General features: G+C 39.6%; 20 protein-coding genes. 9 read left to right on the forward strand and 11 right to left on the reverse strand.

Annotated features, from left to right (window positions below):
* Positions 1 to 17: 17 nt before the first annotated feature.
* Both SLH51_RS06970 and SLH51_RS06975 read right to left on the reverse strand, forming a co-directional pair.
* Complete coding sequence (locus tag SLH51_RS06970) at positions 18 to 362, reverse strand: toprim domain-containing protein (RefSeq protein ID WP_335960186.1); 345 nt, start codon at positions 360 to 362, stop codon at positions 18 to 20.
* Positions 363 to 395: 33 nt separating this feature from the next.
* Positions 396 to 1,844 (reverse strand): DEAD/DEAH box helicase, encoded by a 1,449-nt coding sequence (locus SLH51_RS06975; RefSeq protein ID WP_335960187.1) that lies wholly within the window; start codon positions 1,842 to 1,844, stop codon positions 396 to 398.
* 383 nt (positions 1,845 to 2,227) lie between these two features.
* Here SLH51_RS06975 and SLH51_RS06980 point away from each other — a divergent pair, with 383 nt between their 5' ends.
* Positions 2,228 to 2,497, forward strand: coding sequence for a hypothetical protein (locus tag SLH51_RS06980; protein WP_335960188.1), 270 nt, complete (start codon positions 2,228 to 2,230; stop codon positions 2,495 to 2,497).
* Here SLH51_RS06980 and SLH51_RS06985 read toward each other — a convergent pair.
* Complete coding sequence (locus SLH51_RS06985) at positions 2,471 to 3,955, reverse strand: glutamate synthase subunit beta (RefSeq protein ID WP_335960189.1); 1,485 nt, start codon at positions 3,953 to 3,955, stop codon at positions 2,471 to 2,473. The two genes, SLH51_RS06980 and SLH51_RS06985, sit on opposite strands and share 27 nt — an antisense overlap.
* 3 nt (positions 3,956 to 3,958) lie before the next feature.
* Positions 3,959 to 8,554 (reverse strand): glutamate synthase large subunit, encoded by a 4,596-nt coding sequence (gltB, locus tag SLH51_RS06990; protein WP_335960190.1) that lies wholly within the window; start codon positions 8,552 to 8,554, stop codon positions 3,959 to 3,961.
* A gap of 325 nt (positions 8,555 to 8,879) precedes the next feature.
* Between gltB and proC the strand changes: the two genes are divergently transcribed.
* From proC to SLH51_RS07005, 3 genes are read left to right on the forward strand one after another with little or no spacing between them, the layout of a single operon-like run.
* A complete protein-coding gene (proC, locus tag SLH51_RS06995; RefSeq protein ID WP_335960333.1) occupies positions 8,880 to 9,737 on the forward strand; it encodes a pyrroline-5-carboxylate reductase in 858 nt (285 codons plus the stop codon).
* A gap of 31 nt (positions 9,738 to 9,768) precedes the next feature.
* The gene (proB, locus tag SLH51_RS07000) at positions 9,769 to 10,899 is read left to right on the forward strand and encodes a glutamate 5-kinase (protein ID WP_335960191.1); all 1,131 of its coding nucleotides are present in this window, start codon (positions 9,769 to 9,771) and stop codon (positions 10,897 to 10,899) included.
* A gap of 14 nt (positions 10,900 to 10,913) precedes the next feature.
* Positions 10,914 to 12,185 (forward strand): glutamate-5-semialdehyde dehydrogenase, encoded by a 1,272-nt coding sequence (locus tag SLH51_RS07005; RefSeq protein ID WP_335960334.1) that lies wholly within the window; start codon positions 10,914 to 10,916, stop codon positions 12,183 to 12,185.
* Positions 12,186 to 12,378: 193 nt separating this feature from the next.
* On the opposite strand, the gene SLH51_RS07010 is transcribed toward SLH51_RS07005, so the two are convergent.
* The 3 genes from SLH51_RS07010 to SLH51_RS07020 all read right to left on the reverse strand — a co-directional run bounded on the left by SLH51_RS07010 (position 12,379) and on the right by SLH51_RS07020 (position 15,348).
* Positions 12,379 to 13,542 (reverse strand): iron-containing alcohol dehydrogenase, encoded by a 1,164-nt coding sequence (locus SLH51_RS07010; RefSeq protein ID WP_335960192.1) that lies wholly within the window; start codon positions 13,540 to 13,542, stop codon positions 12,379 to 12,381.
* Positions 13,543 to 13,636: 94 nt separating this feature from the next.
* On the reverse strand, positions 13,637 to 14,269 hold the full coding sequence (locus SLH51_RS07015; protein ID WP_335960194.1) for a cyclase family protein: 633 nt from the start codon (positions 14,267 to 14,269) through the stop codon (positions 13,637 to 13,639).
* Between the two features lie 161 nt (positions 14,270 to 14,430).
* Positions 14,431 to 15,348 (reverse strand): aldo/keto reductase, encoded by a 918-nt coding sequence (locus SLH51_RS07020; RefSeq protein ID WP_335960196.1) that lies wholly within the window; start codon positions 15,346 to 15,348, stop codon positions 14,431 to 14,433.
* 237 nt (positions 15,349 to 15,585) lie between these two features.
* Here SLH51_RS07020 and SLH51_RS07025 point away from each other — a divergent pair, with 237 nt between their 5' ends.
* Both SLH51_RS07025 and SLH51_RS07030 read left to right on the forward strand, forming a co-directional pair.
* Positions 15,586 to 16,008 (forward strand): VOC family protein, encoded by a 423-nt coding sequence (locus tag SLH51_RS07025; RefSeq protein WP_335960198.1) that lies wholly within the window; start codon positions 15,586 to 15,588, stop codon positions 16,006 to 16,008.
* 218 nt (positions 16,009 to 16,226) lie between these two features.
* Positions 16,227 to 16,520 (forward strand): hypothetical protein, encoded by a 294-nt coding sequence (locus SLH51_RS07030; protein WP_335960200.1) that lies wholly within the window; start codon positions 16,227 to 16,229, stop codon positions 16,518 to 16,520.
* A gap of 54 nt (positions 16,521 to 16,574) precedes the next feature.
* On the opposite strand, the gene htpX is transcribed toward SLH51_RS07030, so the two are convergent.
* Positions 16,575 to 17,489: a protease HtpX gene (gene htpX, locus SLH51_RS07035; protein WP_335960202.1), complete on the reverse strand. Its 915-nt coding sequence runs from the start codon at positions 17,487 to 17,489 to the stop codon at positions 16,575 to 16,577.
* Positions 17,490 to 17,953: 464 nt separating this feature from the next.
* On the opposite strand from htpX, the gene SLH51_RS07040 reads away from it, so the two are divergent.
* Positions 17,954 to 18,415, forward strand: a complete 462-nt coding sequence (locus SLH51_RS07040; protein WP_335960204.1) for a hypothetical protein — start codon at positions 17,954 to 17,956, stop codon at positions 18,413 to 18,415.
* A gap of 109 nt (positions 18,416 to 18,524) precedes the next feature.
* On the opposite strand, the gene SLH51_RS07045 is transcribed toward SLH51_RS07040, so the two are convergent.
* Positions 18,525 to 19,448, reverse strand: coding sequence for a S66 peptidase family protein (locus SLH51_RS07045; RefSeq protein WP_335960206.1), 924 nt, complete (start codon positions 19,446 to 19,448; stop codon positions 18,525 to 18,527).
* Positions 19,449 to 19,752: 304 nt separating this feature from the next.
* Between SLH51_RS07045 and SLH51_RS07050 the strand changes: the two genes are divergently transcribed.
* Positions 19,753 to 21,207, forward strand: a complete 1,455-nt coding sequence (locus SLH51_RS07050) for an NADP-dependent isocitrate dehydrogenase (protein ID WP_335960208.1) — start codon at positions 19,753 to 19,755, stop codon at positions 21,205 to 21,207.
* A 48-nt stretch (positions 21,208 to 21,255) separates the two neighbouring features.
* On the opposite strand, the gene SLH51_RS07055 is transcribed toward SLH51_RS07050, so the two are convergent.
* Positions 21,256 to 22,233 (reverse strand): ring-cleaving dioxygenase, encoded by a 978-nt coding sequence (locus SLH51_RS07055; protein WP_335960209.1) that lies wholly within the window; start codon positions 22,231 to 22,233, stop codon positions 21,256 to 21,258.
* A 368-nt stretch (positions 22,234 to 22,601) separates the two neighbouring features.
* Here SLH51_RS07055 and SLH51_RS07060 point away from each other — a divergent pair, with 368 nt between their 5' ends.
* Positions 22,602 to 23,279, forward strand: a complete 678-nt coding sequence (locus tag SLH51_RS07060) for an NAD(P)H-dependent oxidoreductase (RefSeq protein WP_335960211.1) — start codon at positions 22,602 to 22,604, stop codon at positions 23,277 to 23,279.
* A gap of 114 nt (positions 23,280 to 23,393) precedes the next feature.
* On the opposite strand, the gene SLH51_RS07065 is transcribed toward SLH51_RS07060, so the two are convergent.
* Positions 23,394 to 24,281 carry a hypothetical protein gene (locus SLH51_RS07065; RefSeq protein ID WP_335960213.1) on the reverse strand — a complete coding sequence of 296 codons (888 nt, stop codon included), beginning with the start codon at positions 24,279 to 24,281 and terminating at the stop codon, positions 23,394 to 23,396.
* Positions 24,282 to 24,348: the final 67 nt, after the last annotated feature.

A 24,348-nucleotide genomic window follows, 5' to 3' on the forward strand; every position in this document is an offset into this window, starting at 1 on the left:
AAGTACGAAGCCGTTAGTCAGAATTTACTTTCCTGCCCCGTTTCCTTCACCTCAAAATGCCCCCTCAACACATCCGCAAGATATTCAAAAGGGGTCGTCTCAACTTGACCATATTCCTTCTTTGTGTACAAATGTGTGGAATTTGGCAATTCCCTTTTTAGCTGTTTCCTCAAGCTTTCTCCTGCTTCATCGGCATCAACAAGGATAAAGACATCATGGTCTTCAATTGGTAGAATTAATGTCTCAAGCTTCTCATCACTTAACGTCCCATATGTACAAATGATTTCTACAGGTTCATTAAGAACTTCCTTGACTCGCTTACGGTCATTTTTCCCTTCAACAATTAAGACTTTGTCTTCCATTTTACTCATCCTTTACATAGGGAATATCTATTGTTAAGACCTTTTTGCCTTGTGTACTTTTAACAATTTCCCTTTGATTGTCGTTTGCTTCATTGCTTGTAAGACAATCGGTCCTTTGCCGTTTAAGATATCTACGTACGAAACATTTTCCTGAATGGTAATAATTCCGATGTCATCTGCAGTCACACCTGAAATTTTGGCAATTGTTCCGACGAAATCGACCGCTCTGATTTTCTTTTTCTTGCCTCCATTGAAATAAAGCTTCATAATGTCTTTGTTTAATTGCGCACTTTTTTCTTTTTTAATCTCAGGTTTAGCTTGAATTTTCTCTTCAAACGCAGCTTTTTTTCTAGCTACCTCAACTTTGGATGGAGCATTTGATTTCGGTAGTTCAAATCCAATATATGCTTCTATTTCAGCAACATGTCTTTTTTCATTCGGAGTCGCAAAAGTAATCGCTTTTCCTGTATGACCCGCACGTCCTGTTCTTCCTGTTCGATGCACATAGCTTTCTTTTTCTAACGGGAGGTCATAATTAATGACATGGGTAATATTTTCGATGTCGATCCCTCTTGCTGCAACATCAGTTGCGACTAAGTACCGGAATCTACCTCTCTTGAAATCATTCATAACATCAAACCGGTCTTCTTGTACCATTCCACCATGTAGTTTGTCACACGGGTAATCGTCACGATCTAATTGATTAAACACATGATTTACTTGCTCTTGTGTTCGGCAAAAAACAATACAGCTATCAGGATTTTCCACAATGGAAATATCTTTTAAAAGGGAAAGTTTATCATTCTCGTTTACTTCTATAAGTACGTGCTCGATCTTATCTGTTGTTAACCCACTCGCTGCAATTTCAATCTCAATTGGGGCTTTCATATATTTTTGACAAAGACTTTCAATATCCTTTGGTAGCGTCGCTGAAAACAACATCGTTACTCTGTTTGTTGGTAGTTCATTTATGATTGCTTCTACTTGGTCGATAAAGCCCATATTAAGCATTTCATCCGCTTCATCGATAATTAAATAACGTAGCTTCCCTAAAGGGAGTGTCCCTTTTTGAATGTGATCTAGTACGCGTCCCGGTGTCCCCACAACGACATGTGTCTTTTGCTTCAGCTCTAACTTCTGCCTATCAAAAGGTTGTTTTCCATAAAGAGCCGTTGCATTAATTCGTTTAAATCTTCCTATGTTTGTAATATCCTCTTTCACCTGTGCAGCTAGTTCTCGTGTAGGTGTAAGAATTAATGCCTGGGGCTTATTTTCTCCCCACTCAACCATCTCACAAATAGGGATCCCAAACGAAGCTGTCTTGCCACTACCTGTTTGTGATTTCACGACAAGATCCTTTTTTTCAAGCGCGATTGGAATAACTTTTGCTTGAACTTCTGTCGGAATTTTATAGTTCAAACTATGTAGCGCTTTTACAATGTCTTCACTTACTTTGTAATCATTAAAACCGTTATTACTCATGAAGTACCCTCATTTATTATGTATTTTGCGTTATTATTTATTTTTCCAACATGTGAATAGCATATGCATTATCATGCTTCATCGTGGTTGTTATCTATCTTTTACTTAAGGTCTTACTCATTCACACATTATACCACCCCTCAAACTAACAACAAGCTAACAAAATAGTAAAGCAGATGACTCAATGTTTACTTCTTCTGTAAAGTCGATTCAAAAAGTAGCCACGTTAAAGGAGGAAATTATTATTCTTTTCAAAACCAGTTCAATATAACCTTACATTGTTCGAATAACAGGTGGCGAATTAGGGAAAGTGAAAGGTTTCTATTTCGTTTGCGAGAAAGGCACCACGCTATCTCGTTGACGATAGTAATCGACTTGGAGTAATGATCGAGGCAAACACAATTGAATTACTTGATGAGAGAATGGAAGTCGAGGTGTTAAATATTATCATTCCTCAAATTGAAGTATCTGGTACCAAAAGAGCCAGTTATATACACATTATTGCTAACTGTATCATCGTGATTCAATCCTTTTTCACTCGAGAAAACCCACCTAAAAAGGTGGGTCTTTCGGTTAATAATGTCGCAAGAGATTATCGATCTAAAAGTCAGACCGCACAATCACCTTTAAGGAAGGCTCGTTTCTCCCATTAAGTATTTATCACACTCTCTTGCAGCTTCTCTTCCTTCATTGATTGCCCAAACGATAAGACTTTGGCCACGACGCATATCGCCAGCTGCAAAGACGCCTTCAATATTTGTTTGATACTTTCCATATTCGGCTTTCACATTTGTACGTTCATCTGTTTCCACTTGCAATGTTTGAATAAGACCTTGCTCTGGGCCATTAAAGCCAATTGCAAGTAGGACCAGCTCGGCTGGCCACACTTTCTCTGTACCAGGAATTTCGTTTCGAGTCCGTCTACCATGTTCATCTGTTGTCGTTTCAACGTCAATTGTGTGAATTTCTTTTACATGACCGTTCTCGTCTCCAACAAACTTTTTTGTCATCACCGCATATGCACGCGGATCTTTGCCAAACACAGCCGCCGCTTCTTTTTGCCCGTACTCCACACGGTGAATGATCGGCCATTGCGGCCAAGGGTTGTTATCCGGCCTAACATCCCCTTTCTTTTCGTAAATATCAAACTGGGTCAGGCTTTTGCATTTATGTCTAACTGAGGTAGCTAAACAATCCGTTCCCGTATCGCCTCCACCGATGACGACGACATTTTTGTCTTTTGCTGATAAATACTTGCCATCTTCAAGGTTGGAGTCCAATAAGCTCTTAGTATTGGCATGAAGGAAGTCCATTGCATAATGAATCCCTTTTAACTCTCTTCCTTCGACCTCTAGATCACGATGTTTTGTTGCCCCGCCACAAAGAATGATTGAGTCAAACTCATTCTGAAGCTTAGAAACTGGATAATCTTTGCCTACTTCTGTATTCGTTACAAAGGTAATTCCTTCTTCTTTTAAAAGATTGACCCGCCGTTCGACGACTGCATATGGAAGTTTCATTTCAGGAATTCCATAGGTTAACAATCCGCCAATTCGATCATTACGTTCAAACACGGTGACGTTATGCCCCGCTTTATTAAGTTGGGCCGCGCACGCTAGACCAGCTGGTCCAGAACCGACAACTGCTACTTTTTTATCGGTTCGACTCTCTGGAGGCTCAGGCTTTACCCAGCCTTCCTTAAATCCTTTTTCAACAATTTCTAACTCAATGGAACGAATGGCAACAGCAGGCTCATTTATTCCGAGAACACAGGCCCCTTCACAAGGAGCCGGACAAGCTAGCCCTGTAAACTCAGGAAAGTTATTCATTTTGTGCTCACGTTTTAACGCTTCTTGCCATTGACCTTGATACACTAAGTCGTTCCACTCAGGAATTAAGTGGTGAACAGGACAACCTGATGTCATCCCATTTAACATTGTGCCTGTATGACAGGTTGGAATCCCGCAATCCATGCAACGAGCACCTTGCTCTTTTAGTTCAGTTTCTTCTAGCCGTAATGTGTAATCGTCCCAATCGTTGATACGTGTTTTAGGGTCACGTTCGGGCCTAGTTTTCCTTTGATAATCGATAAAACCAGTTGGCTTTCCCATCGTTCACCCTCCATCTTTTATTTGATTCACTGCTTTTTTGCCGTCTTCAAAAGCCTTAAGCGCTGCCCTATATTTGCTTAAACCACTTGCTTCGTAGCGTCCAATTCGCTCTTGCATCTCTAAATAATCTTTTGGAATGACTCGTATCAGTAGTTCTTTCATCTTTTCCCAGTCATCTAACACTCGTTTTCCATATGGACTATTTGTGTAATTGACATGTTGTTCAATCATGCGATAAACCGACGCAAGTTCCTCCTCATCGTCAACGTGGTCGAGAATAATTTGTTCTTGATTGCACTTTCCTTTAAAGTCACCTGTTTCATTTAACACATAAGCGACTCCACCTGACATTCCTGCTGCAAAGTTCTTTCCCGTTGCCCCAAGAACAACGACCTTGCCGCCTGTCATGTACTCACATCCATGGTCTCCGACACCTTCCACGACGACATTTGCCCCACTATTTCTAACACAGAAACGTTCTCCTGCAATGCCGTTGATATATGCCTCACCTGCGGTTGCTCCGTAAAAGGAAACATTCCCGACAATGATGTTCTCTTCTGCAATAAAAGTACTTTTGCGCGAAGGATGGACAATAATCTTTCCTCCAGATAATCCTTTCCCTAAAAAGTCGTTTGCATCTCCAATCAGTCTCATCGTTAACCCAGGTGGGATAAATGCAGCAAAACTTTGTCCAGCCGACCCTTTACAAGTCAAACGAATCGTATCCTCCGGCAATCCCGCAGCACCATACCGTTTCGTAATTTCACTCCCAAGCATCGTTCCTGCCACACGGTTAATATTGCGAATCGAAAACGTCGCTTCAACCGGTTCCTGCTTTTCAATCGCGTCAATACACAACGGGATTAATTCCTGCTTGTCTAACGTTTTATCAAGGCCATGCACTTGTTCAACTATTGCATATCGGCTTACATGTTTCGGTACATCTGGTTGATATAATAGAGCGCTTAGGTCAATCCCTTTCGTTTTCCAATGAGTAATTGCCTGATTGGCTTCTAATACATCCGTTCTACCAATCATTTCATTTATCGTTCTAAACCCAAGTTCAGCCATTAATTCTCGAACTTCTCTGGCAATGAATCTCATAAAATTGGCTACGTGCTTCGCTTCGCCAGGAAATTTTTTCCGCAACTCTGGATTCTGCGTCGCCACACCTACTGGACATGTATCCAAATGACAGACGCGCATTAAAATGCAGCCAAGAACAACCAATGGTGCCGTTGAAAATCCAAACTCTTCCGCTCCTAGTAAAGAAGCAATCACAACATCTCGCCCTGTCATCATCTTTCCATCTGTTTCAACGACAATACGATCACGGAGGCGATTTAAAAGCAACGTTTGATGCGTTTCAGCAAGCCCAATTTCCCAAGGTAGTCCCGCATGCTTTAAGCTCGTCCGTGGTGCAGCCCCGGTTCCCCCGTCATATCCACTAATCAACACAAGGTCTGCTCTTCCTTTCGCTACACCAGCGGCAATCGTACCCACTCCTACCTCTGATACAAGCTTGACGCTAATGCGAGCAGCTGGATTGGCATTTTTTAAATTATGAATGAGCTCGGCCAAATCCTCGATTGAATAAATGTCATGATGTGGAGGTGGTGAAATGAGACCAACTCCTGGAGTAGAACCCCTTACTTCTGCAATCCATGGATAGACTTTCTTTCCTGGTAGATGACCGCCTTCTCCCGGCTTTGCACCTTGGGCTACTTTTATTTGGATTTCATCTGCATTGACGAGATAATAGCTACTTACTCCAAACCGTCCGGAAGCAACTTGTTTAATCGCACTGCGACGCAAGTCCCCATTCGGATCACGTGTATATCGCTCAGGGTTTTCTCCACCTTCTCCTGAGTTGCTTTTCCCACCGATTCGATTCATCGCAATCGCTAGGGCTTCATGAGCCTCTTGACTGATAGATCCGTAAGACATGGCTCCCGTTTTAAATCTTTTGCAAATCGCGTCAATTGATTCCACTTCATCAATCGGAATCGATTCTCTTTTCTTAAAGGAAAGCAATCCGCGAATTGATTGTAAATTATGATTCGTATCCGTAAGTAAGGATGAGTATTCTTTGAACAATTTGTAGTTATTTGTTCTGCATGCTTGTTGAAGCAGGTGAATCGTCTTTGGGTTGTATTGATGATCTTCCCCGTCCTGGCGCCACTGAAAATCATCACCCGATTCTAATGACTTCTTCTCACCTCTTGGCACAGCAAATGCTCTCTTATGCCTCATTATCACTTCTTTTGCAATAATATCGAGTCCAATTCCACCGATGCGCGACGCGGTTTTTGTAAAGTATTTGTCAATCACGTCTTGTTGAATTCCAATCGCTTCAAAAATTTGTGCACCACGATAACTTTGAATCGTCGAAATGCCCATTTTCGATAATACTTTTAAGATGCCATCCGTGGCCGCTTTTCTGTAAACATCAATCGCTTTTTCAACGGATGTATCACGTATGTCGCCATTTTCGATCATCCCTTGCAAGGATTCATATGCTAAATACGGATTGATCGCTTCTGCACCGAATCCGAGCAAGGCTGCAAAATGATGAACCTCTCTTGGTTCAGCTGACTCAACTAAGATGCTGACTTTAGACCGGGTTCCACTTCGAATCAGGTGATGATGCAAACCAGAAACAGCTAGCAATGCCGGTAGGGCTGCCTGTTTAGCATCAACTCCTCTATCGGTTAAAACAAGCAAAGTTGCTCCACTCTCGATTGCCGCATCCGCTCGTCTAAAGAGTTCACTCAATATATTTTCTAAAGCTGGATCTTCACGTTCAATAGAAAAGAGCATGGAAAGTCTTTCTGTCTGAAACGTTGATGAATGAAGCTTGGCCAGCTGCTGATTGCTCAAAATCGGTGTATCCATTTGTAGTTGACTACAACTCTTTGGTTCCGGTTTTAGCAAGTTTCTTTCTGGTCCGATCGTTGTGATAACGGATGTAATAATCTCCTCACGAATCGCATCAATCGGTGGATTCGTTACTTGTGCAAACAATTGTTTAAAGTAGTTGTAGAGAAGCTGTGGTTTTTTTGATAAAACCGCGAGTGGGGAATCATACCCCATTGAACCAACCGGATCTTTCCCGTCTGTTACCATTGGCTTTAAAATTTTATTTAACTCTTCATTCGTATATCCAAATGCAAGCTGTTGCTGCGTCCGTTCTTCTGCTTCCAATGAATAATTCTTACTGCTTGCTTCTGGTAAATCATCTAGGCGCAATAAGTGCTTTGCTAACCAATCTTGATACGGGTGCTCTGATGAGATTTGCCCCTTAATTTCTTCATCAGGAATAATTCGGCCCTTTTCTAAATCGACAAGAAGCATTTTTCCAGGATGAAGTCTGTCTTTAACTTCAATATCTTCAGCAAAAATATCTAAAGCACCTACTTCAGAGCCTAATACAATCATCCCATCTTTTGTTACATAGTATCTTGCTGGTCTAAGCCCATTTCGGTCAAGGCACGCACCAATTTGTTTTCCATCAGTAAACACGACAGCTGCAGGTCCGTCCCATGGTTCCATAAGACAGCTATGATATTCGTAGAACGCTCTTTTTTCATGGTCCATTTCTTCATCATGTGCCCAAGGCTCCGGAATCATCATCATCGCTGTATGAGCAAGTGATCGTCCAGATAAGTGTAGAAATTCAAAACAGTTATCAAACATCGAGGAGTCACTGCCCTCCGTGTCAATCACCGGATAGAGCTTTTGATCATCGTTGCTGCTAAACTTGTCAGATTGACACTCGGCCTCTCTCGCCTGCATCCACTTCACATTTCCTTTAATCGTATTAAATTCACCATTGTGAATCGTTAAGCGATTCGGATGAGACCTCTCCCAGCTAGGAAATGTATTCGTGCTAAAACGTGAATGAACAAGTGCTAATGCAGACTTAAAGTAACGATGATTCAAATCAATATAAAACGAATCCAATTGTTCTGGAATTAACATTCCTTTATAGACAATCGTTCTTGTTGACAAGCTGCAAATATAAAAGCCTTCACGATGCTCTTTATCTGTGGATGGAACTTCCTTTTCTAACCTTTTTCTGATTACGTATAATTTTCTTTCAAAATCATCTTGATCCACAATTTCACTTGACGGAGTAATAAACATTTGCCTTATAAACGGCTTTGACTTTTTTGCTAAATCCCCAACAAATGAATCATTCACTGGAACAGTACGCCAACCAAGAAAGGTTTGCCCCTCTTCTTCGATCAAGTTTCTAATTTGTTTTTGAAATTTCTTCCTAACCTCTGGGTCCTGAGGAAGAAAAACCATGCCAATCCCGTATCCGCCTTCTTCTGGAAGGATAATGTTTTCTTTCTCACATTGTTTCTCAAAGAAAGAGTGCGGAATTTGCGTCAAGATTCCAGCGCCATCCCCAGTACTAATATCTGCCGATTGCCCTCCACGATGCTCCAAATTACATAAAATCGTAATCGCATTTTCAACGATTTCATGTGTTTTTGTTCCGTCAATATTTGCTACCATTCCGATCCCACAAGCTTCATGTTCATTCTCAGGATGATATAAACCTTGTGCATCCGGGTATCCTTTCAAACTCATCACAACATCCCCCTTACCGAAGATAATCAAGCTAGGTTATGTATACCTTGCTTAGGCTGGTATTCCAGCTACTCGCAAATCCAAGATTTCATCGGAACTTTTTGCATCATAAAGTAGTGTAAACTTCTTCCACCTATTTAATACAAGTTGTTTTGTAAACATTTTGCATGAGTTTTATCTTTTATCAATGAACCGATTAAGCCTCTCTTTTTTTCATTAGTCGAATTCTATGTTATGGTTAATACTTGCTGTTTTTTTCTGATTATTTAGGTGTTCTTGGACAAAATAGGTTTAATTGCATAAGGCAAGCTTAACAAAACTGGAGATGATATTAGTGACACAGAACTATAAACTAGCTTTTATTGGGGCAGGTTCAATGGCTGAAGCGATTTTTTCTGGACTCATACAACAAAACAAAATGTCCCCAGAAAATATTATTGTTACGAACCGCCAAAACGAGGAAAGACTTCTTGAATTGAAAGAAAAATATGGTGTACAAATCAGTTCGAATCATGAACATGTATTAGCAGAAGCTAATGTTGTTATACTCGCAATGAAACCAGCAGGAGTTCAAAAAGCGATTGAGTCCATTCGATCTTACACGAGCGAAAATCAATTGTTTATTTCCGTACTTGCTGGAATCACTACCGATTATATCTCATACTTATTAGGTCACAACGCCCCCGTAATTCGCGTGATGCCAAATACGTCAGCGGCAGTTGGATCTTCTGCGACAGTCTTTGCTCCTGGAAAATCTGTAAAAGACGAACATTTAACAATAACGGAATCCTTGTTTCAAGCCGTCGGGATGGTTAGACAGGTGAAAGAAGAGGATGTTGATAGCGTTACAGCCATTGCAGGCAGTGGTCCAGCGTACATGTATTACATAGTAGAGGCTATGTTTGACTCATTAGATGAACTTCATTTAGATCGACAGCTTGGAGAAGCGTTAATTTTACAAATGATTCAAGGATCAGTCGATCTAATGAAGAATTCGGGGCACACCCCCAGAGAACTTTATCAAAAAGTAAAAAGCCCCGGGGGAACAACCGAAGCTGGGTTGAAAGTGCTTGAGGACAATCAAATCCAAGAGACAATGAGGAACTGTATAAACCGTGCAGCACAACGCTCTAAAGAAATTACGAAAGAGATGTCGACGGTACCCGCAAACACAATTAAATGACTTTTTTATATTTTGAATTAGAGGTGGAAAGATGACAGAAAAAAAACGAATAGTAGTCAAGATTGGTAGTAGTTCATTAACGAGTCGAAACGGTGAAATTAGTTTACGAAAATTGGTTCGTTTAGTCGATGAAATTGCTCTTATTTTAGATGAGGGTCATGAACTTGTTTTGGTCTCTTCGGGGGCCGTTGCGGCAGGGTACCGAAAGCTTGGCTTTGTCGAGCGCCCTGACAAACTCGCCGAGAAGCAGGCGGCTGCTTCGATCGGGCAATGTCTTTTAATGGAAGCTTACTCTGAAAGGTTCGGCTCTCATGGATATGTTGCTTCACAAATTTTAATTACTCGCAGTGACTTTTTAGATCAAAAGCGTTATATGAACGCCCGGAATACGATACAAGTCCTGCTTGAACGTGGAGCCGTTCCAATTGTAAACGAGAATGACACCATTACGATTAAACAATTAAAATTTGGTGATAATGATACGTTATCAGCGAAAGTCGCGGGTTTGGTTGAAGCAGATCAGCTAATTATTTTATCGGATATTGACGGCCTCTACGACGATAACCCGAGAACAAATCCAGACGCTAAACTCCTAGAGATCGTTCATGAAATTACCCCCGAGATAGAAGCGGCGGCTGGAGATTCAGATAGTGACGTTGGAACAGGTGGAATGGGCTCTAAAATAGAAGCAGTCAAAATATCATTAGCTGCAGGAATTGAAACATTTATCGGTGATGCCATTAAACCGAATATTCTATTTGATGCCGTGAACCACAAGGCAAAAGGAACTTATTTTAAACCGAACGCTGACCAAGAAGATCTTGATGTAAGACAGCATTGGATTGCCTTTAATTCAGGCACAAAAGGGGAAGTTATCATTGATGATGGTGCCCGTGTAGCAATCACCGAAGAACAAAGCCACCTGCTGCCACAAGGGGTTCGAGAAGTGAAGGGAACGTTTGATTGCGGCGATGTTGTTATTATCCGACATTTGAACGGAGACGAAGTCGGACGCGGTGTCATTAACTACTCTGCTGACCAGCTCCGAGAAATTAAAAGACTCAAACTAAGAGATATTCCAGACCATATAAAAGTGACGAAGAGTGAAGCGATTAGTCAAGATGACTTCGTGTGCCACACGAATATAACAGCACCTCATTAACTTACAAAGGAGAGATTTTCTTGATTACAGAAAGCAGTACTGAAGTAAATGTAAAAGAGCAGGCACAAAAAGCACAAAAAGCGGGAAAACCACTAAGTATTTTGTCAACCGCTGATAAAAATGAAGCTTTACTGATCATTGCAGATGAATTAGAAAAAGAGTACGCATTTATCTTAGAGGAAAATCAAAAGGATTTAACAAAAGGGACAGAAAACAATTTCGATAGTGCCTTCATGGACCGACTTCGCTTAACGAAAGAGCGTGTGAATGATTTTGCAGAAGGACTCAGAGAAGTAGCAAAATTGGATGATCCTGTTGGGGACATTCTCTCGGAATGGACTTTAGAAAATGGCTTAAATGTCAAGAAAATACGTGTTCCGCTTGGTGTTATTGGAATGATTTATGAAGCGAGACCAAATGTAACCGTTGATGCAACAGGACTTTCCTTAAAATCTGGTAATGCCATTGTCTTAAAAGGTGGATCTTCTGCCCTGTTTTCAAATAAAGCGATTATTTCCGTTATTCATCGAGCTCTCGAGAAAACGAAAATACCTGTAGATGCTGTACAATTTATTGCTAGTACGGACAGAAATGCGACGGAACAGCTTTTTACATTAAAAGAACATATTGATGTCTTAATTCCTAGAGGTGGAGGTTCATTAATTGAGACCGTTGTAAGAAAAGCAACCATTCCTGTACTCGAGACTGGAGTTGGAAATGTCCATATTTATATTGATAAAGAAGCAGATGTAGAAAAAGCATTAAATATTCTTATCAATGCAAAGACTGATCGTCCAGCTGTCTGTAACGCTTTAGAAACCGTCATTATTCATAGAGATTGGTTTACAAATCATAAAGATTCTTTAATTTCAAAGCTAAATGAATATAAGGTCGTTGTTCATGGGGATGAAGAAGTCATGCAGGCCATTCCAGGTGCTGTCAAGGCTGAAGAAAAAGACTGGGCTGAAGAATACTTAAGTTTAGACCTTGCTTTAAAAGTGGTCAATGACATCCAAGAAGCAATTGACCATATTGAAAAATACGGAACGAAGCATTCAGAGGCGATCATTACCGAAAATCAAACTGCAGCAGACCAATTTATGCAAGGCGTTGACGCTGCTGCTGTTTATCAAAACGCCTCTACACGATTTACCGATGGTAGTGCTTTAGGTTATGGAGCAGAAATTGGGATATCCACTCAAAAACTACATGCTCGTGGACCAATGGGGTTACCCGCACTAACAACTACCAAATTGTGCATTACAGGAAACGGACAAATTCGGTAGGCTGAATTATGCAAGAGACAAAGAGAGGATTGCATATTACTCGCCATATCTCTTTGTTTACTCGCCATAACTTGCTCATCACTATCCGTAATGTTGTGTTTAGTCGCCGTTGCAGCTCGCTTACTAGCCATACAATCACCTTGTACGCTAGAACAGGAAAATAAGACCTCGTTTACAAACGAGGTCTTATTTCTTACTTTGCTAATTGATAAATTTCAAACACATCGTCCTCTTGCAGCTTAATAAAATTACCAAGTGGACCTCGCTCCGTACCCTTCTTAGCCATTTCCTCAAAATGCTCCTCACCAACATTTGCTTCCGCTAGTGTGATTGGCATGCCAATTGAGCTGAAAAATTGTTCTGTTTCCTTAATACCAGCTAAAGCTGTTTTTTCTAAATCATTTAAGTCAATTTCAACATCCCATACTCTGTTCGCAAATTGAACAAAGCGATTAACATCGTGTTTATACACATATTTCATCCATGCTGGAAAGATAATCGCAAGTCCAGCTCCGTGCGCAATATCGTAAATCCCACTTACCTCATGCTCGATATCATGGCTACCCCAATCACCAATCCTACCCGTGTTTAATAAATCGTTATGTGCAAGTGTACCTGCCCACATAATCTCAGCTCTAGCTGCATAATTCGTTGGATCTTCTATGACAGTATGCGCATTATTGATGATCGTTTTTAACGTTGCTTCACATAAGCGATCGGTAAGTTCCACATTCTTTTCATTTGTAAAATATCTTTCTAATATATGTGCCATCATATCGGTAATTCCACAAGCTGTTTGGTAAGATGGCAATGTATATGTAAGAACTGGATTTAAGATAGCAAATTTCGGTCTCATCGTCCCATGTCCGACAGCTCTCTTATAATCGCCCTCTTCATTTGTAATGACGCTACCTGCACTACTTTCACTACCTGCTGCAGGAATCGTTAACACAACGCCAATCGGTAAACAGTCTGTTACAGGACTTTTTCCTGTGAAGAAATCCCAAACATCCCCGTCATAATTCGCACCAGCAGCAATCGCCTTGGCCGAATCAATCACACTTCCGCCTCCTATCGCTAGAATAAAGTCAATGTTATGTTCCTTACAAAGTGTAACGCCTTCTCTTACAAGACTCACTCGTGGATTTGGCTGCACTCCTCCTAGTTCGATGATTTCAATTCCTTGCTCAAGAACAGCCTGAACAACTCTATCGTACAATCCACTTTCTTTAATGCTTCCTCCACCATAATGCAAAAGAAGCTTTTTCCCATATTGAGCAGCTTCTTGTCCAACCAGCTGCTCTTGATCTTTCCCAAAAATAATCTTCGTCCCATTTTGAAACGTAAAGTTCTGCATACTATCGCCTCCAATATTTATTTTACTTATTTCAAAGAATCATAGCAACCGCTTACACATTTAGTAGTATTTATTATTTTGTACAACGCTTTACTTATATCGACAAACTTCGAGGTGTACCAGGCACCAAGAATACACGGGCAGGAGCCGCCTCTGTATTAAGTAACTTTATTGGCGCACAAACCATCATATACTCTCCTTCTTCGACATCGTTTAATTGCAGCCCTTCTACAATAATAATGTCATTAGCAAATAGAAGCTTGTGAGTTGGGTGCCCAGATTGGCTTCTTTCAATTCCAAGCGTATCGATTCCAACTCCATTAATTCCTTTTTCAACTAGCAGCTGTGCCCCGTCCTCTGCTAGAAACACAAAGTCAACGGCAGATGTTTCTCCTAATGAGTTCTTCGTTTTTAATAAGATGAAATCATTTTTCTCGATAGGAAGCTTCTCTAGATCAGCTGCAGTAATGCAATCATGTACATTGGTTAAGTCCATAACCTTACAAGTACGCACGAGCTGTTCAAGCCCGATTGTTTCGATCGTTTCACCATTTTGCATCATGTGAAGTGGAGCATCTACATGTGTGCCAGTATGAATATTAACCTGTAGTGTCGTATCTGTTATGTATCCTTTTGTTTGTGTGTTTACTTTCGGTTGGTTCGCTTGATTGTCCATATACGTTGGCATTCCCTCATAGATTGGTACACTTATATCAATGATTTTCATCTTTTACACCTACTTAATCTTTTTGATAGTTTTTAACAATGTATCCAATTAAAGCGAGCCTACAATTAAGAAAAAACCTCCCTGACCCTTCCTCATTCGCTACATATGAAGCACGAGTCAGGGCTTGTACATTTGACAAACTTCGAGGCGTGCCAAGTACTCTACGGTAATTTATTTCCTGCTGCGCGATACAGTTCATACCATTCTTCTCTCGTTAATTGAATTTCAGAAGCTTGAGCAATGTCTTTTAAGCGCTCTGGGTTCATTGTTCCAACGACTGGTTGAATCTTAGCAGGGTGCCGTAAAATCCAGGCAATCGCAATTGCTGAATCCGTAACACCTTTTTTCTCAGCAAGTTCCTGTAATTTTGCATTTACTTCTGGGAATTGGTCATTGCCAACAAATACTCCATTGATCATGCCGTATTGGAACGGTGACCATGCTTGAATCGTTATATCATGCAAACGGCAATATTCAAGAATGCCACTATCACGAACGACAGATGCATCATTTTGCATGTTTACGTTTACACCTGCATCAATCATAGGTGTATGCATGATGCTTAATTGCAGTTGGTTTACAATCAAATCTTCTTTTAAATACTTTTTCAATAATTTAATTTGCATTGGATGTTGATTACTAACACCAAAATGACGAACCTTCCCGCTTTCCTTTAACTTCGTGAAAGCTTCGGCTACTTCTTCTGGTTCCATCAATGCATCGGGTCTATGTAGAAGCAAAATATCAATATAATCTGTCTTCAATCGTTCTAGGCTGCCATCAACTGATGTCAGAATGTGCTCTTTGGAAAAATCAAAAAAACCTTTGCGAATTCCACATTTTGTCTGAATGATCATTTTTTCGCGAATAGATGAATTTAAATCAATCGCATCAGCAAAAACTTCTTCTGACTTTCCACCACCATAAATATCAGCGTGATCGAATAGATCAACGCCAGCCTCCATCGCATTTTCAATTACATATGCTGCTTCTTTTTTCGAAAGCTTGTCCATACGCATGCAACCTAACGAAATTTCTCCTACATGCAAATCACTGTTTCCTAATCTGATTTTTTTCAAGTAAGAACACTCCTTTTCGTATCATCATTCTAATTTTATCACGTATAAAGCATAGCGGTCATAAATCAAGATCACTTTTCTTTCGACAATCTTCTTACCAAAAAGTCGAAGTAAGACAGCTTCGATCATATTTGATATAATTACAACTAACTTTATCTTTGATTTCGAACTTACTAAGCTTGAGAAACAATCTGCTACAGAACCTTTGCCATATATACGGAGGTGTGTCATCGTTTTATGAAACCACGGATTACAGTTATTACATTAGGTGTAGATGACTTGGAAAGATCGGTATCGTTCTACCGTGACGGTTTAGGTCTCCCAACTCAAGGAATAGTAGGGAAAGAATTTGAGCATGGTGCCGTTGCCTTTTTCGAATTTCAAGCAGGCTTGAAGCTTGCTCTTTGGAATCGCAAAGATCTTGCCCATGAGGCAAACGTTCACCAAACCCCACCAAGTCCTACTGAATGTACGATTGGCCATAATGTCAGTAGTAAAGAAGAAGTTGACCAGGTAATGGAACAGGCAAAAAGTGCTGGTGCTACTATTACAGACCCCGCTCACGACACGTTTTGGGGAGGATACTCTGGCCACTTCCAAGACCCCGATGGTCATTTGTGGGAAGTCGTTTGGAACCCACATTGGGATCTTTTTGAGTAAGCTGAACAGTCAATTCCTGATATAAAAACAGGAGCATTTACATAGTAGCAAGCTATACTTATTGTAAATGTTTTAGATTCATCTACAGAATAATCATTGTCCTAGAAACAACAACTTAAGCGATCCGAACAGCATACTCAATCTTTGAAATCTAGCAACACAATGGATAGAAGACACTAAAATGTCAATACTATATTCCAGAAGAAAGGGGATATAGTATGAACTTAGATCTAACATCCATTTATGAGCGCATGCCAGATTTCAAGAGTCATGAAGAAGCGAGAGCATGGTTTAAAGAGGAATTTGGCGATGATTTTTTGTTAAGAAGCAGTGATGAGATTAATGGCAAGAAGGTGTATTATTATCATGTTGTGAAAAATCCAGAAGTGTATCAACAATATATGGAAAGCTTTGCAAGCCCGGTTAAGCATGAAATAACCGATATGGGTACCTTTGAAAGCTACTCGACGTTAGAAATTAGTGAAGATGGCGGCATTAGTTTGACTATTTAGGATATCACTGAAAAAGCGAACTGCCCTAGAGGCAGTTCGCTTTTTCACCTTATTTTACCGTTGCTCCAAACGTGCAATTCTCTCATTTAGATCAGGGTGAGATGAAAAGAGCTTCGTCATCCCGCCTTTTCCGTTAATCTTCATTGTTTGAATCGCAGAATCGTCTGTACGATCATCGACTTTTGCTCGATCGACATAGCGCTGCAACGATCTTAGGGCATGCGCCATCTTATCATTCCCTGCTAGATCAGCACCACCGCGGTCAGCATGGAATTCACGATGTCTGGAGTACGCACTAACAACGAGACTTCCAAGGATAGAGAATAAAATTTGGAAGATAATAATTGCCGCAAAACGAACAATCATTTGCATTTCAGAACGCACTAAACGCGACACAAGAATGGCTGCAATTCTTGAGAAAAAGACAACAAATGTATTCACAACCCCTTGCAACAAGGTCATTGTGACCATGTCACCATTTGCAACGTGAGCAACCTCATGGGCAATAACGCCTTCAACAGCATCGTCATCCATCGTAGTCAATAACCCAGATGAAACAGCCACTAGTGAACGTTTTTTCGAAGGGCCTGTTGCAAAGGCATTGACCTCAGCAGATTGATAGATTCCAACCTCTGGCATATGAGTAAGGCCAGCTGCACGCGAAAACCGATGAACCTTCTCCACAACAGCACGTTCATGTGCTGATAATGTACCATTTGGATCTAACACTTTGACCTTCATCATTTTCTTTGCTACAAAGCGTGACATCGCAAGTGAGATAAACGCCCCTGTAAAACCAACAAGTAAGCTAAATAGCATTAACGACGCGTAATCAATTCCGAGTCCTGGACCTCCTGTTTCAAACGAACCACTAATGCCTGTGTAAGTTGTAATAAGTGACCATACAATGACAATCGTTGTCATAACGAGAATGTTGGTCAATATAAAAAGCAATAATCGTTTCCCCATTCCTACGCCTCCATTTTTAATCTATATATGTCTATTCTAACATGTTTCAACGGACATGAGCGACAAGTATACTAGAATTAGTAACTGAATTGTTTCGTTAAAATCCTGCCTATTGATCCAGTCTCTTCCTTGCCACTGCCATGTTACAGCTTTCAACCTACTCCACAATGAAATCAAATGAGGCTTTTGGAACTCCATTACTAATAATAGTTAGTGAATGAACTCCTTTATAATGTTTTCTTGTAGACAAGTCTCTAAATGAAACTTTCATTATATATATCCTTCAAACTGTCGATAACAAGCACACCTCTTTTCTTCTAACCTTTAAATCTTTGTATGAAATATATCGTATACATATGCTGAACGCAAGAATTGTGCCTTGTCCTATGAGAGGTAACAAGCAGTTTGATAACTATTATGGTATAATGAGCAAACAAAATAGTTCAGACCATACTGGAGGCAACATGTTAACATTTGAAGAAAAATTATCGATAATTGAATCGTTTCCTGAGCTGGAACGAAAGGATGTTTCATTGGGAAGAGTAAATTTCCACTACACGAACAGTTCGTATGATCAAAAAAATGTCGTTTATCATTTACATCCTAATGGAAATGGCTTTGTTTATGCAGGAAAAATGACAGGCTACCAAACGAATGATAAAGGGATGGTAAACATCCGTGACTTTACTGAAAAGGCACTCCGATCAACAATTCGAAAATCTATTCTTTCTTTAACACCAAAGGAAACAGAAGCGGAAAATGAACCAGAAGAAGAAGTGTGGATCAATGACAATACCGTAACCCTTACCTTGTTAAAAGAAGAGGATATGTGGAACGTCTACGCTGATGATATTTTAGATGGTACGTTTACTACGTATAAAGAAGCCACACATTACTTGGACGAAGAAGGTTTTTCGCGCATTTAAGGATTATTACAATCAACCAGACGCATTTCCTCCTAAGAAGGAAGTGCGTCTGGTTTTGTAACCCTAAAATTAGATATATGATTCAACGAACCAGTTCCAATACTCATCTTCATCTAGAAACGGTTGGCTCTAGTACCGTTACTGTATTATTGGCAGTATTTAAATTAACAGTCGCACCGATTGGAATCGCAGCTTTATACGTACCATGCCCTGTAGCAAGATTGATCATTAAAGGCTTCCCTAAAGGAACCAACCACTCATTAATTAAATCGATATACGTTGTCCCCCAAGACACAAGACAATTCGTACATTCTCCCATAATAATGCCAACACAGTCTTCAAATTTACCCGCCATCAATAATTGAGTTAAATAGCGGAAAATCATTGTCGTAGGTGAATTGATTTCTTCTAGAAAAAGGATTTTTCCTGCGGTATCAATTTCATATGGAGTTCCAAGTGTATTTACTAATGATGTCATATTTCCACCTACAATGGGTCCCGTTGCATTTCCTGGGACTAAACTCATCAATGGCATATTCGGTGGATTGGAAATGATCCTTGGCGAAATCGTAGTAGACGTCGCTTCAAAAAATTGGTTAAAATTATAAGCGGGTGTATCGATTCTAAAATCAATCAGCATGAGACTGTGAAATGTCACCAAATCACTAAATTGATATAAGCTATTTAACAGTACGGTTATATCACTATATCCAGAGATGATTTTTGGGTTCGCTCTTATTTCCTCAAAATCCAAATAAGGAAGAATCGTCTGTACCCCTGTCCCTCCTCGTGTAGGTAGGATCATTTTCACTCTCGGATCTCTAAACATATTCATTACATCTTCTGCTCTCTGCTGTGCTGGTGCAGCTGCAATCCCATCAAAAGAATATACGTAATTCCCATATACAATGGAAAAACCCATATCCATCAACGTTTGAGCTCTTGTATTTATAATACTTGCATCAAGAGGGCTACCAGGGGTAACCAATCCAATCGTATCTCCACTTTGTAACAACGGTGGTTTTATAGCCATCGTTTCCTCTCCCTGCATATTGTGTCATAAGCCAAGTATAGATCCTTTTCCTCTAGTGATACGAGCATGCGTTTTTAAAATAAATTAACATGCACTTATTAATAAGTATGAATAAACTTCCATTTTATGTTCGCTATGAAGTGGGCACTATCTCCTTTTCTCTCTTTTGAATATATTGCTCCTCTGCACAAATTTGTACAGAGGAGCACCGATAAAAACCCAAATTTAAGTAAACACTATACCCTATAAACCCTCTTCCATAGCGCAATCTTATTTAATTAACCATGAAAGGATGATGTAAGGGATGACACAAAGACGCGCCATCACAATTGCAAGAGGCGACGGCATTGGTCCTGAAATTATGGACGCAACTTTAAAAATTTTAGAACATGGAGGGGCGATGATTGAACCTGAATTCATTGAAATTGGGGAAAAGGTATATTTAGGAGGACATTCGTCCGGCATACCTGATGAAGCATGGGAATCTCTTAGACGGACAAAGGTTTTCTTTAAAGGCCCCATTACTACTCCTCAAGGGGGAGGGTACAAAAGCTTAAATGTAACGATTCGTAAAACATTAGGCTTATTCGCAAACGTAAGACCAAATGTAGCCTATGCTCCATTTGTGAAAACAAAGCACCCAGACATGGATTTAGTGATCATTCGTGAAAACGAAGAAGATTTATATGCAGGAATTGAACACCAGCAAACACCTGAAGTTGTACAATGTTTAAAATTAATTACACGACCTGGTTCAGAGAAAATTATCCGTTACGCCTTTGAGTATGCTAGAAAGAATAACCGGAAAAAAGTAACGTGCTTTACGAAAGATAACATTATGAAATTGACGGATGGTCTTTTTCACAAAGTTTTTAAAGAGGTCGCTATAGATTATCCTGAAATTGAAACCGAACATTGGATTATTGATATTGGGATGGCAAAGATCGCCGATACGCCACAAGACTTTGATGTAATTGTTATGCCTAATCTTTATGGAGATATCGCCTCAGATGTTGCTGCCCAAATTACAGGTAGTGTCGGTCTTGCTGGCTCTGCTAACATTGGTGATCAATTTGCGATGTTTGAAGCAATTCATGGAAGTGCACCAGACATTGCAGGTAAAGGGATTGCTAACCCTTCAGGTCTCATTCTTGGAGCGGTTATGATGTTGGTTCACATCGGACAACCCGAGGTCGCAACCCGTATACATAACGCGTGGTTGAAAACGTTAGAAGATGAGATTTTCACAGGAGATATTGCAAAAGGAGGACCGTCTGTCGGAACAACTGAATTTGCTGAAGCCGTACTTGCAAGACTTGGACAATTACCGACTTCCTTTACACCAGTCACCTACAAACAAGTCGATCCTTCAAAGGATACGCCATTCCAACTTTCTCCATTAGTGAAAGATCGTCCGAAAGCGGATGTTGTACGTGAATTAGATGGCGTTGATGTCTTCCTTTATAACAATGAACAAACATCAGATGAAATCGGTGAAACCTTAGAATCACTTGCTGGGCCAGAATTCACCTTAGCTGTCATTACAAATCGAGGTGTAAAAGTCTATCCAAGTGGATTTCCAGAAACGTTCACAACAGATCATTGGCGCTGTCGGTTCCAACTAAATAACACTTCATCAAACGAAGCAATTCTAAACCTATTAGGTCGTATTCAGCGAGCAGGATTAGATTTTATTAAAACGGAAAACCTTTATACTTTTAACGGCGAGCTCGGATATTCGTTAGGTCAAGGTCAATAAAAAGACCTCTCCTCCATACTATAATAAAATGGAGAAGAGGTCTTTCTTCTATTCTTTCACAAACTCCTTCGTACTTCTCACCGTATCAATCGGGCGCACGACTTTTTCAATTTGTTCTCGTTTCGGTTCTAAAAATGGCGGCAACGATAATTTTTCTCCAAGTGTTTCATATGGTTCATCTCCCATGAACCCTGGACCATCTGTCGCAAATTCAAAGAGAATTTGTGGTGCAACCCTCGCATAAAGCGATTCAAAGAAGTGACGATCAACGTACCCAGACGTCTGCAGCCCGAAAGTTGGCAAACGGTCAATCCATTCGTTTAGCACTTTTCGATCATCGACACGGAATGCAACATGATGAACGGTTCCAAACCCTTGTCCTGCCTGAGGGAGAAGGACATTATGTTCGACGATAACTTGTGCCCCGTTTCCCCCTTCTCCGACTTCAAACAAATGCATAGATTCTTCCTTGGCGATCTCCTTAAATAATAGAACTTTCTCCAACACTTCTTTAAAATAATCAAATTGCGCAACGCGAATAAAAATTGGCCCTAAACCTGTAATTGCGTATTCCAATGGAATTGGTCCTTTTTTCCATGGGTTTCCAGAAGCAACTCCTTGATTAAATTCATCGGAAATCAGTTGATATTGTTGATCATCAAAGTCAACGAACGAAAGCGTTTTTTTACCAAATTGTTCTTTGATTCCAGTATGCTTGACCTTAAGGCGATCAAAGCGTTCGACCCAGTAATCAAGGGCTCGATCTGTCGGTATGCGGAAAGATGTTTTGAAAATTTCATTCGTTCCGTGGCTTCCCTTTTGAATACCTGGAAAATCAAAGAACGTCATATCTGTGCCTGCACTGCCTGAATCATCAGCAAAGAATAGATGATACGTTTGAATGTCGTCTTGATTTACCGTCTTTTTGACCAAACGCATGCCTAATACATAGGTGAAAAATTCATAGTTCTTTTCTGCACTACTCGTAATCGCGGTTACATGGTGTATTCCTTTTAATTCGTTCATAATTCTTCCTCCAATTTTCCGTTATATATATCTCTACTAATATATCTCATGAATTTTATCTCTAATTAATTTATCTTTGATTCGAGATAAATATATCACACATTAAATTCCACTGTCAATAAGTAAGTAAGTTATAAATGGAAGAACTCCTCTATAAGACAGTCGTTTTTTTATCCTTCTTCATTGCCCTCCCACTCTACTAGATATGTTAGTTTGGTTATTAAATCTACATAATATAATGAGCATATCATTTCACTTTCAAAGCAGATGTAGTCTACACTTATTTCATATTTTATTCATTCCTTGAGATAATAACTATGTAATAATAACTTTTAGATCTTCGAAATATTATGGGAGGAAGTATACATATGACCAATAACGTAAGTAAGAATAAAGAAATCCTTGATGCATTTACATTCAGACATGCTACAAAGGAATTTGATCCAACAAAAAAAATATCAAAAGAGGACTTTGACCTTATTTTAGAAGCTGGTAGATTATCTCCGAGCTCAGTCGGATATGAACCTTGGAAATTTGTCGTCGTTCAAAATCTTGAACTAAGAGAGAAATTGCAAGAGGTTTCATGGGGTGCACAAGGACAGCTCCCTACTGCTAGCCACTTCGTTGTGATTCTTGCTAGAACGATCAAAGATACGAAATATGATTCAGAGTATGTTAAGGATCAAATGCTAAATGTGAAAAAGTTTCCAGCTGACCTGTTTGATAAGATTAAAGCACGATACAAGTCTTTCCAAGAAGATGATCTTCATCTTTTAGAAAATGAACGCACGATGCTCGATTGGGCAGGAAAACAAACGTATATTGCCCTAGCAAATATGATGACCGCTGCCGCTCTTATCGGCATTGACTCTTGTCCAGTTGAAGGATTTAATTTTGATAAAGTTCAAGAAATATTAGAGGAAGAAAATTTACTTGAAGATGGTCATTTAGCCATTTCGGTTATGGTTGCCTTTGGGTATCGAGCAAAAGAGCCACGTCCTAAAACAAGAAAAGAAGTGAAAGACGTAGTTCAGTGGATTGAATAACACTTTTTAAAAAAGGCGAGGAACAATTAGTTCCTCGCCTTATGTACGTCTTGTTTATGCGGTTACATCTATTCTTTCATGTCCCAACATGAGGAACAATAAACTTCCATCATGTTAATTCACTTTAAAATTCGGATTCAATTCTTCGAATGTATGGTTATAATGCCTTTTGTTATTAAATCCAACAAAATTTAACCCTATGCAAGGTTTAATATTCCCATCGACAATATTACAGTCAACAAAACTTAAATGTGTTAGTTTTGTTAACGCTTTGACAAATTGTAAATTTTGTATATCTCCACAACTTTCGAAAATAAGTGTTTCTAACTCTTTTAAACAAACAACGTAACCATGATTTTTAAGGTTTCTACAATGTCCGAATTCAACACTTTTTATGGTCATTGAATTATTTTCTATCTCATCAATGTGCTTTAGGTTTCGTAAATAGTGCACTTCCAACTTTGTTAACTTTTGGAATGACCTACATCCCTTTAAAGAATTAATATTTCCTTGTATTATACTTAGATCTTTTACTTGTTTAAGACTTTTTAGCTCCTCTAAATTTTTAGATTTCGGCTTGTACTTCCATATCATCAAAGTATGGAGATTGGTACAAGTCTCTAATTTTTTAACATATCTGTTGTGTTCAATACTTAGCTCTTTTAGTGTATTTGAAAATACGGATAAGTCTAATTCCATCTTAGGCTCTTCGATAGAAAGAACTTGTAAATTTTTCAAAGAATACAGTTTAGAGTGGTCTGTGATGAAAATACTATTAATATGAACCTCCTCAACATGCGGGCATTGTTCCAAAAAGGTAAGGTCATTCTTATGGTAATAAAGACTATTAACGGCAACAACTTTTATTTGATTTTCATTTATATAGTCTACATAGGATTGAATTTTTGCTTCATCCACTACAATTGTTTTCTTTTCTCTCTCATAAAATCTAAACCCATTTTGATAGAAAAAGCTCAAATACCATTCCACCTTTTTATCCATTCTCATCCATATGCCACAAATGAAAGAGTCCTTCAAAATAACACTCTATCATTGGTATACTGCCGCA

Source organism: Halalkalibacter kiskunsagensis, assembly GCF_037027555.1.
Lineage (GTDB): Bacteria > Bacillota > Bacilli > Bacillales > Bacillaceae_D > Halalkalibacter > Halalkalibacter kiskunsagensis.

What these genes read in the sequence shown, in the direction of transcription:
- SLH51_RS06970 (WP_335960186.1), bottom strand. Translation starts at nt 362, where the DNA reads ATGGAAGACAAAGTCTTAATTGTTGAAGGGAAAAATGACCGTAAGCGA.
- SLH51_RS06975 (WP_335960187.1), bottom strand. Translation starts at nt 1,844, where the DNA reads ATGAGTAATAACGGTTTTAATGATTACAAAGTAAGTGAAGACATTGTA.
- SLH51_RS06980 (WP_335960188.1), top strand. Translation starts at nt 2,228, where the DNA reads ATGATCGAGGCAAACACAATTGAATTACTTGATGAGAGAATGGAAGTC.
- SLH51_RS06985 (WP_335960189.1), bottom strand. Translation starts at nt 3,955, where the DNA reads ATGGGAAAGCCAACTGGTTTTATCGATTATCAAAGGAAAACTAGGCCC.
- gltB (WP_335960190.1), bottom strand. Translation starts at nt 8,554, where the DNA reads ATGAGTTTGAAAGGATACCCGGATGCACAAGGTTTATATCATCCTGAG.
- proC (WP_335960333.1), top strand. Translation starts at nt 8,880, where the DNA reads ATGATATTAGTGACACAGAACTATAAACTAGCTTTTATTGGGGCAGGT.
- proB (WP_335960191.1), top strand. Translation starts at nt 9,769, where the DNA reads ATGACAGAAAAAAAACGAATAGTAGTCAAGATTGGTAGTAGTTCATTA.
- SLH51_RS07010 (WP_335960192.1), bottom strand. Translation starts at nt 13,542, where the DNA reads ATGCAGAACTTTACGTTTCAAAATGGGACGAAGATTATTTTTGGGAAA.
- SLH51_RS07015 (WP_335960194.1), bottom strand. Translation starts at nt 14,269, where the DNA reads ATGAAAATCATTGATATAAGTGTACCAATCTATGAGGGAATGCCAACG.
- SLH51_RS07025 (WP_335960198.1), top strand. Translation starts at nt 15,586, where the DNA reads ATGAAACCACGGATTACAGTTATTACATTAGGTGTAGATGACTTGGAA.
- SLH51_RS07030 (WP_335960200.1), top strand. Translation starts at nt 16,227, where the DNA reads ATGAACTTAGATCTAACATCCATTTATGAGCGCATGCCAGATTTCAAG.
- htpX (WP_335960202.1), bottom strand. Translation starts at nt 17,489, where the DNA reads ATGGGGAAACGATTATTGCTTTTTATATTGACCAACATTCTCGTTATG.
- SLH51_RS07040 (WP_335960204.1), top strand. Translation starts at nt 17,954, where the DNA reads ATGTTAACATTTGAAGAAAAATTATCGATAATTGAATCGTTTCCTGAG.
- SLH51_RS07045 (WP_335960206.1), bottom strand. Translation starts at nt 19,448, where the DNA reads ATGGCTATAAAACCACCGTTGTTACAAAGTGGAGATACGATTGGATTG.
- SLH51_RS07050 (WP_335960208.1), top strand. Translation starts at nt 19,753, where the DNA reads ATGACACAAAGACGCGCCATCACAATTGCAAGAGGCGACGGCATTGGT.
- SLH51_RS07055 (WP_335960209.1), bottom strand. Translation starts at nt 22,233, where the DNA reads ATGAACGAATTAAAAGGAATACACCATGTAACCGCGATTACGAGTAGT.
- SLH51_RS07060 (WP_335960211.1), top strand. Translation starts at nt 22,602, where the DNA reads ATGACCAATAACGTAAGTAAGAATAAAGAAATCCTTGATGCATTTACA.
- SLH51_RS07065 (WP_335960213.1), bottom strand. Translation starts at nt 24,281, where the DNA reads ATGGATAAAAAGGTGGAATGGTATTTGAGCTTTTTCTATCAAAATGGG.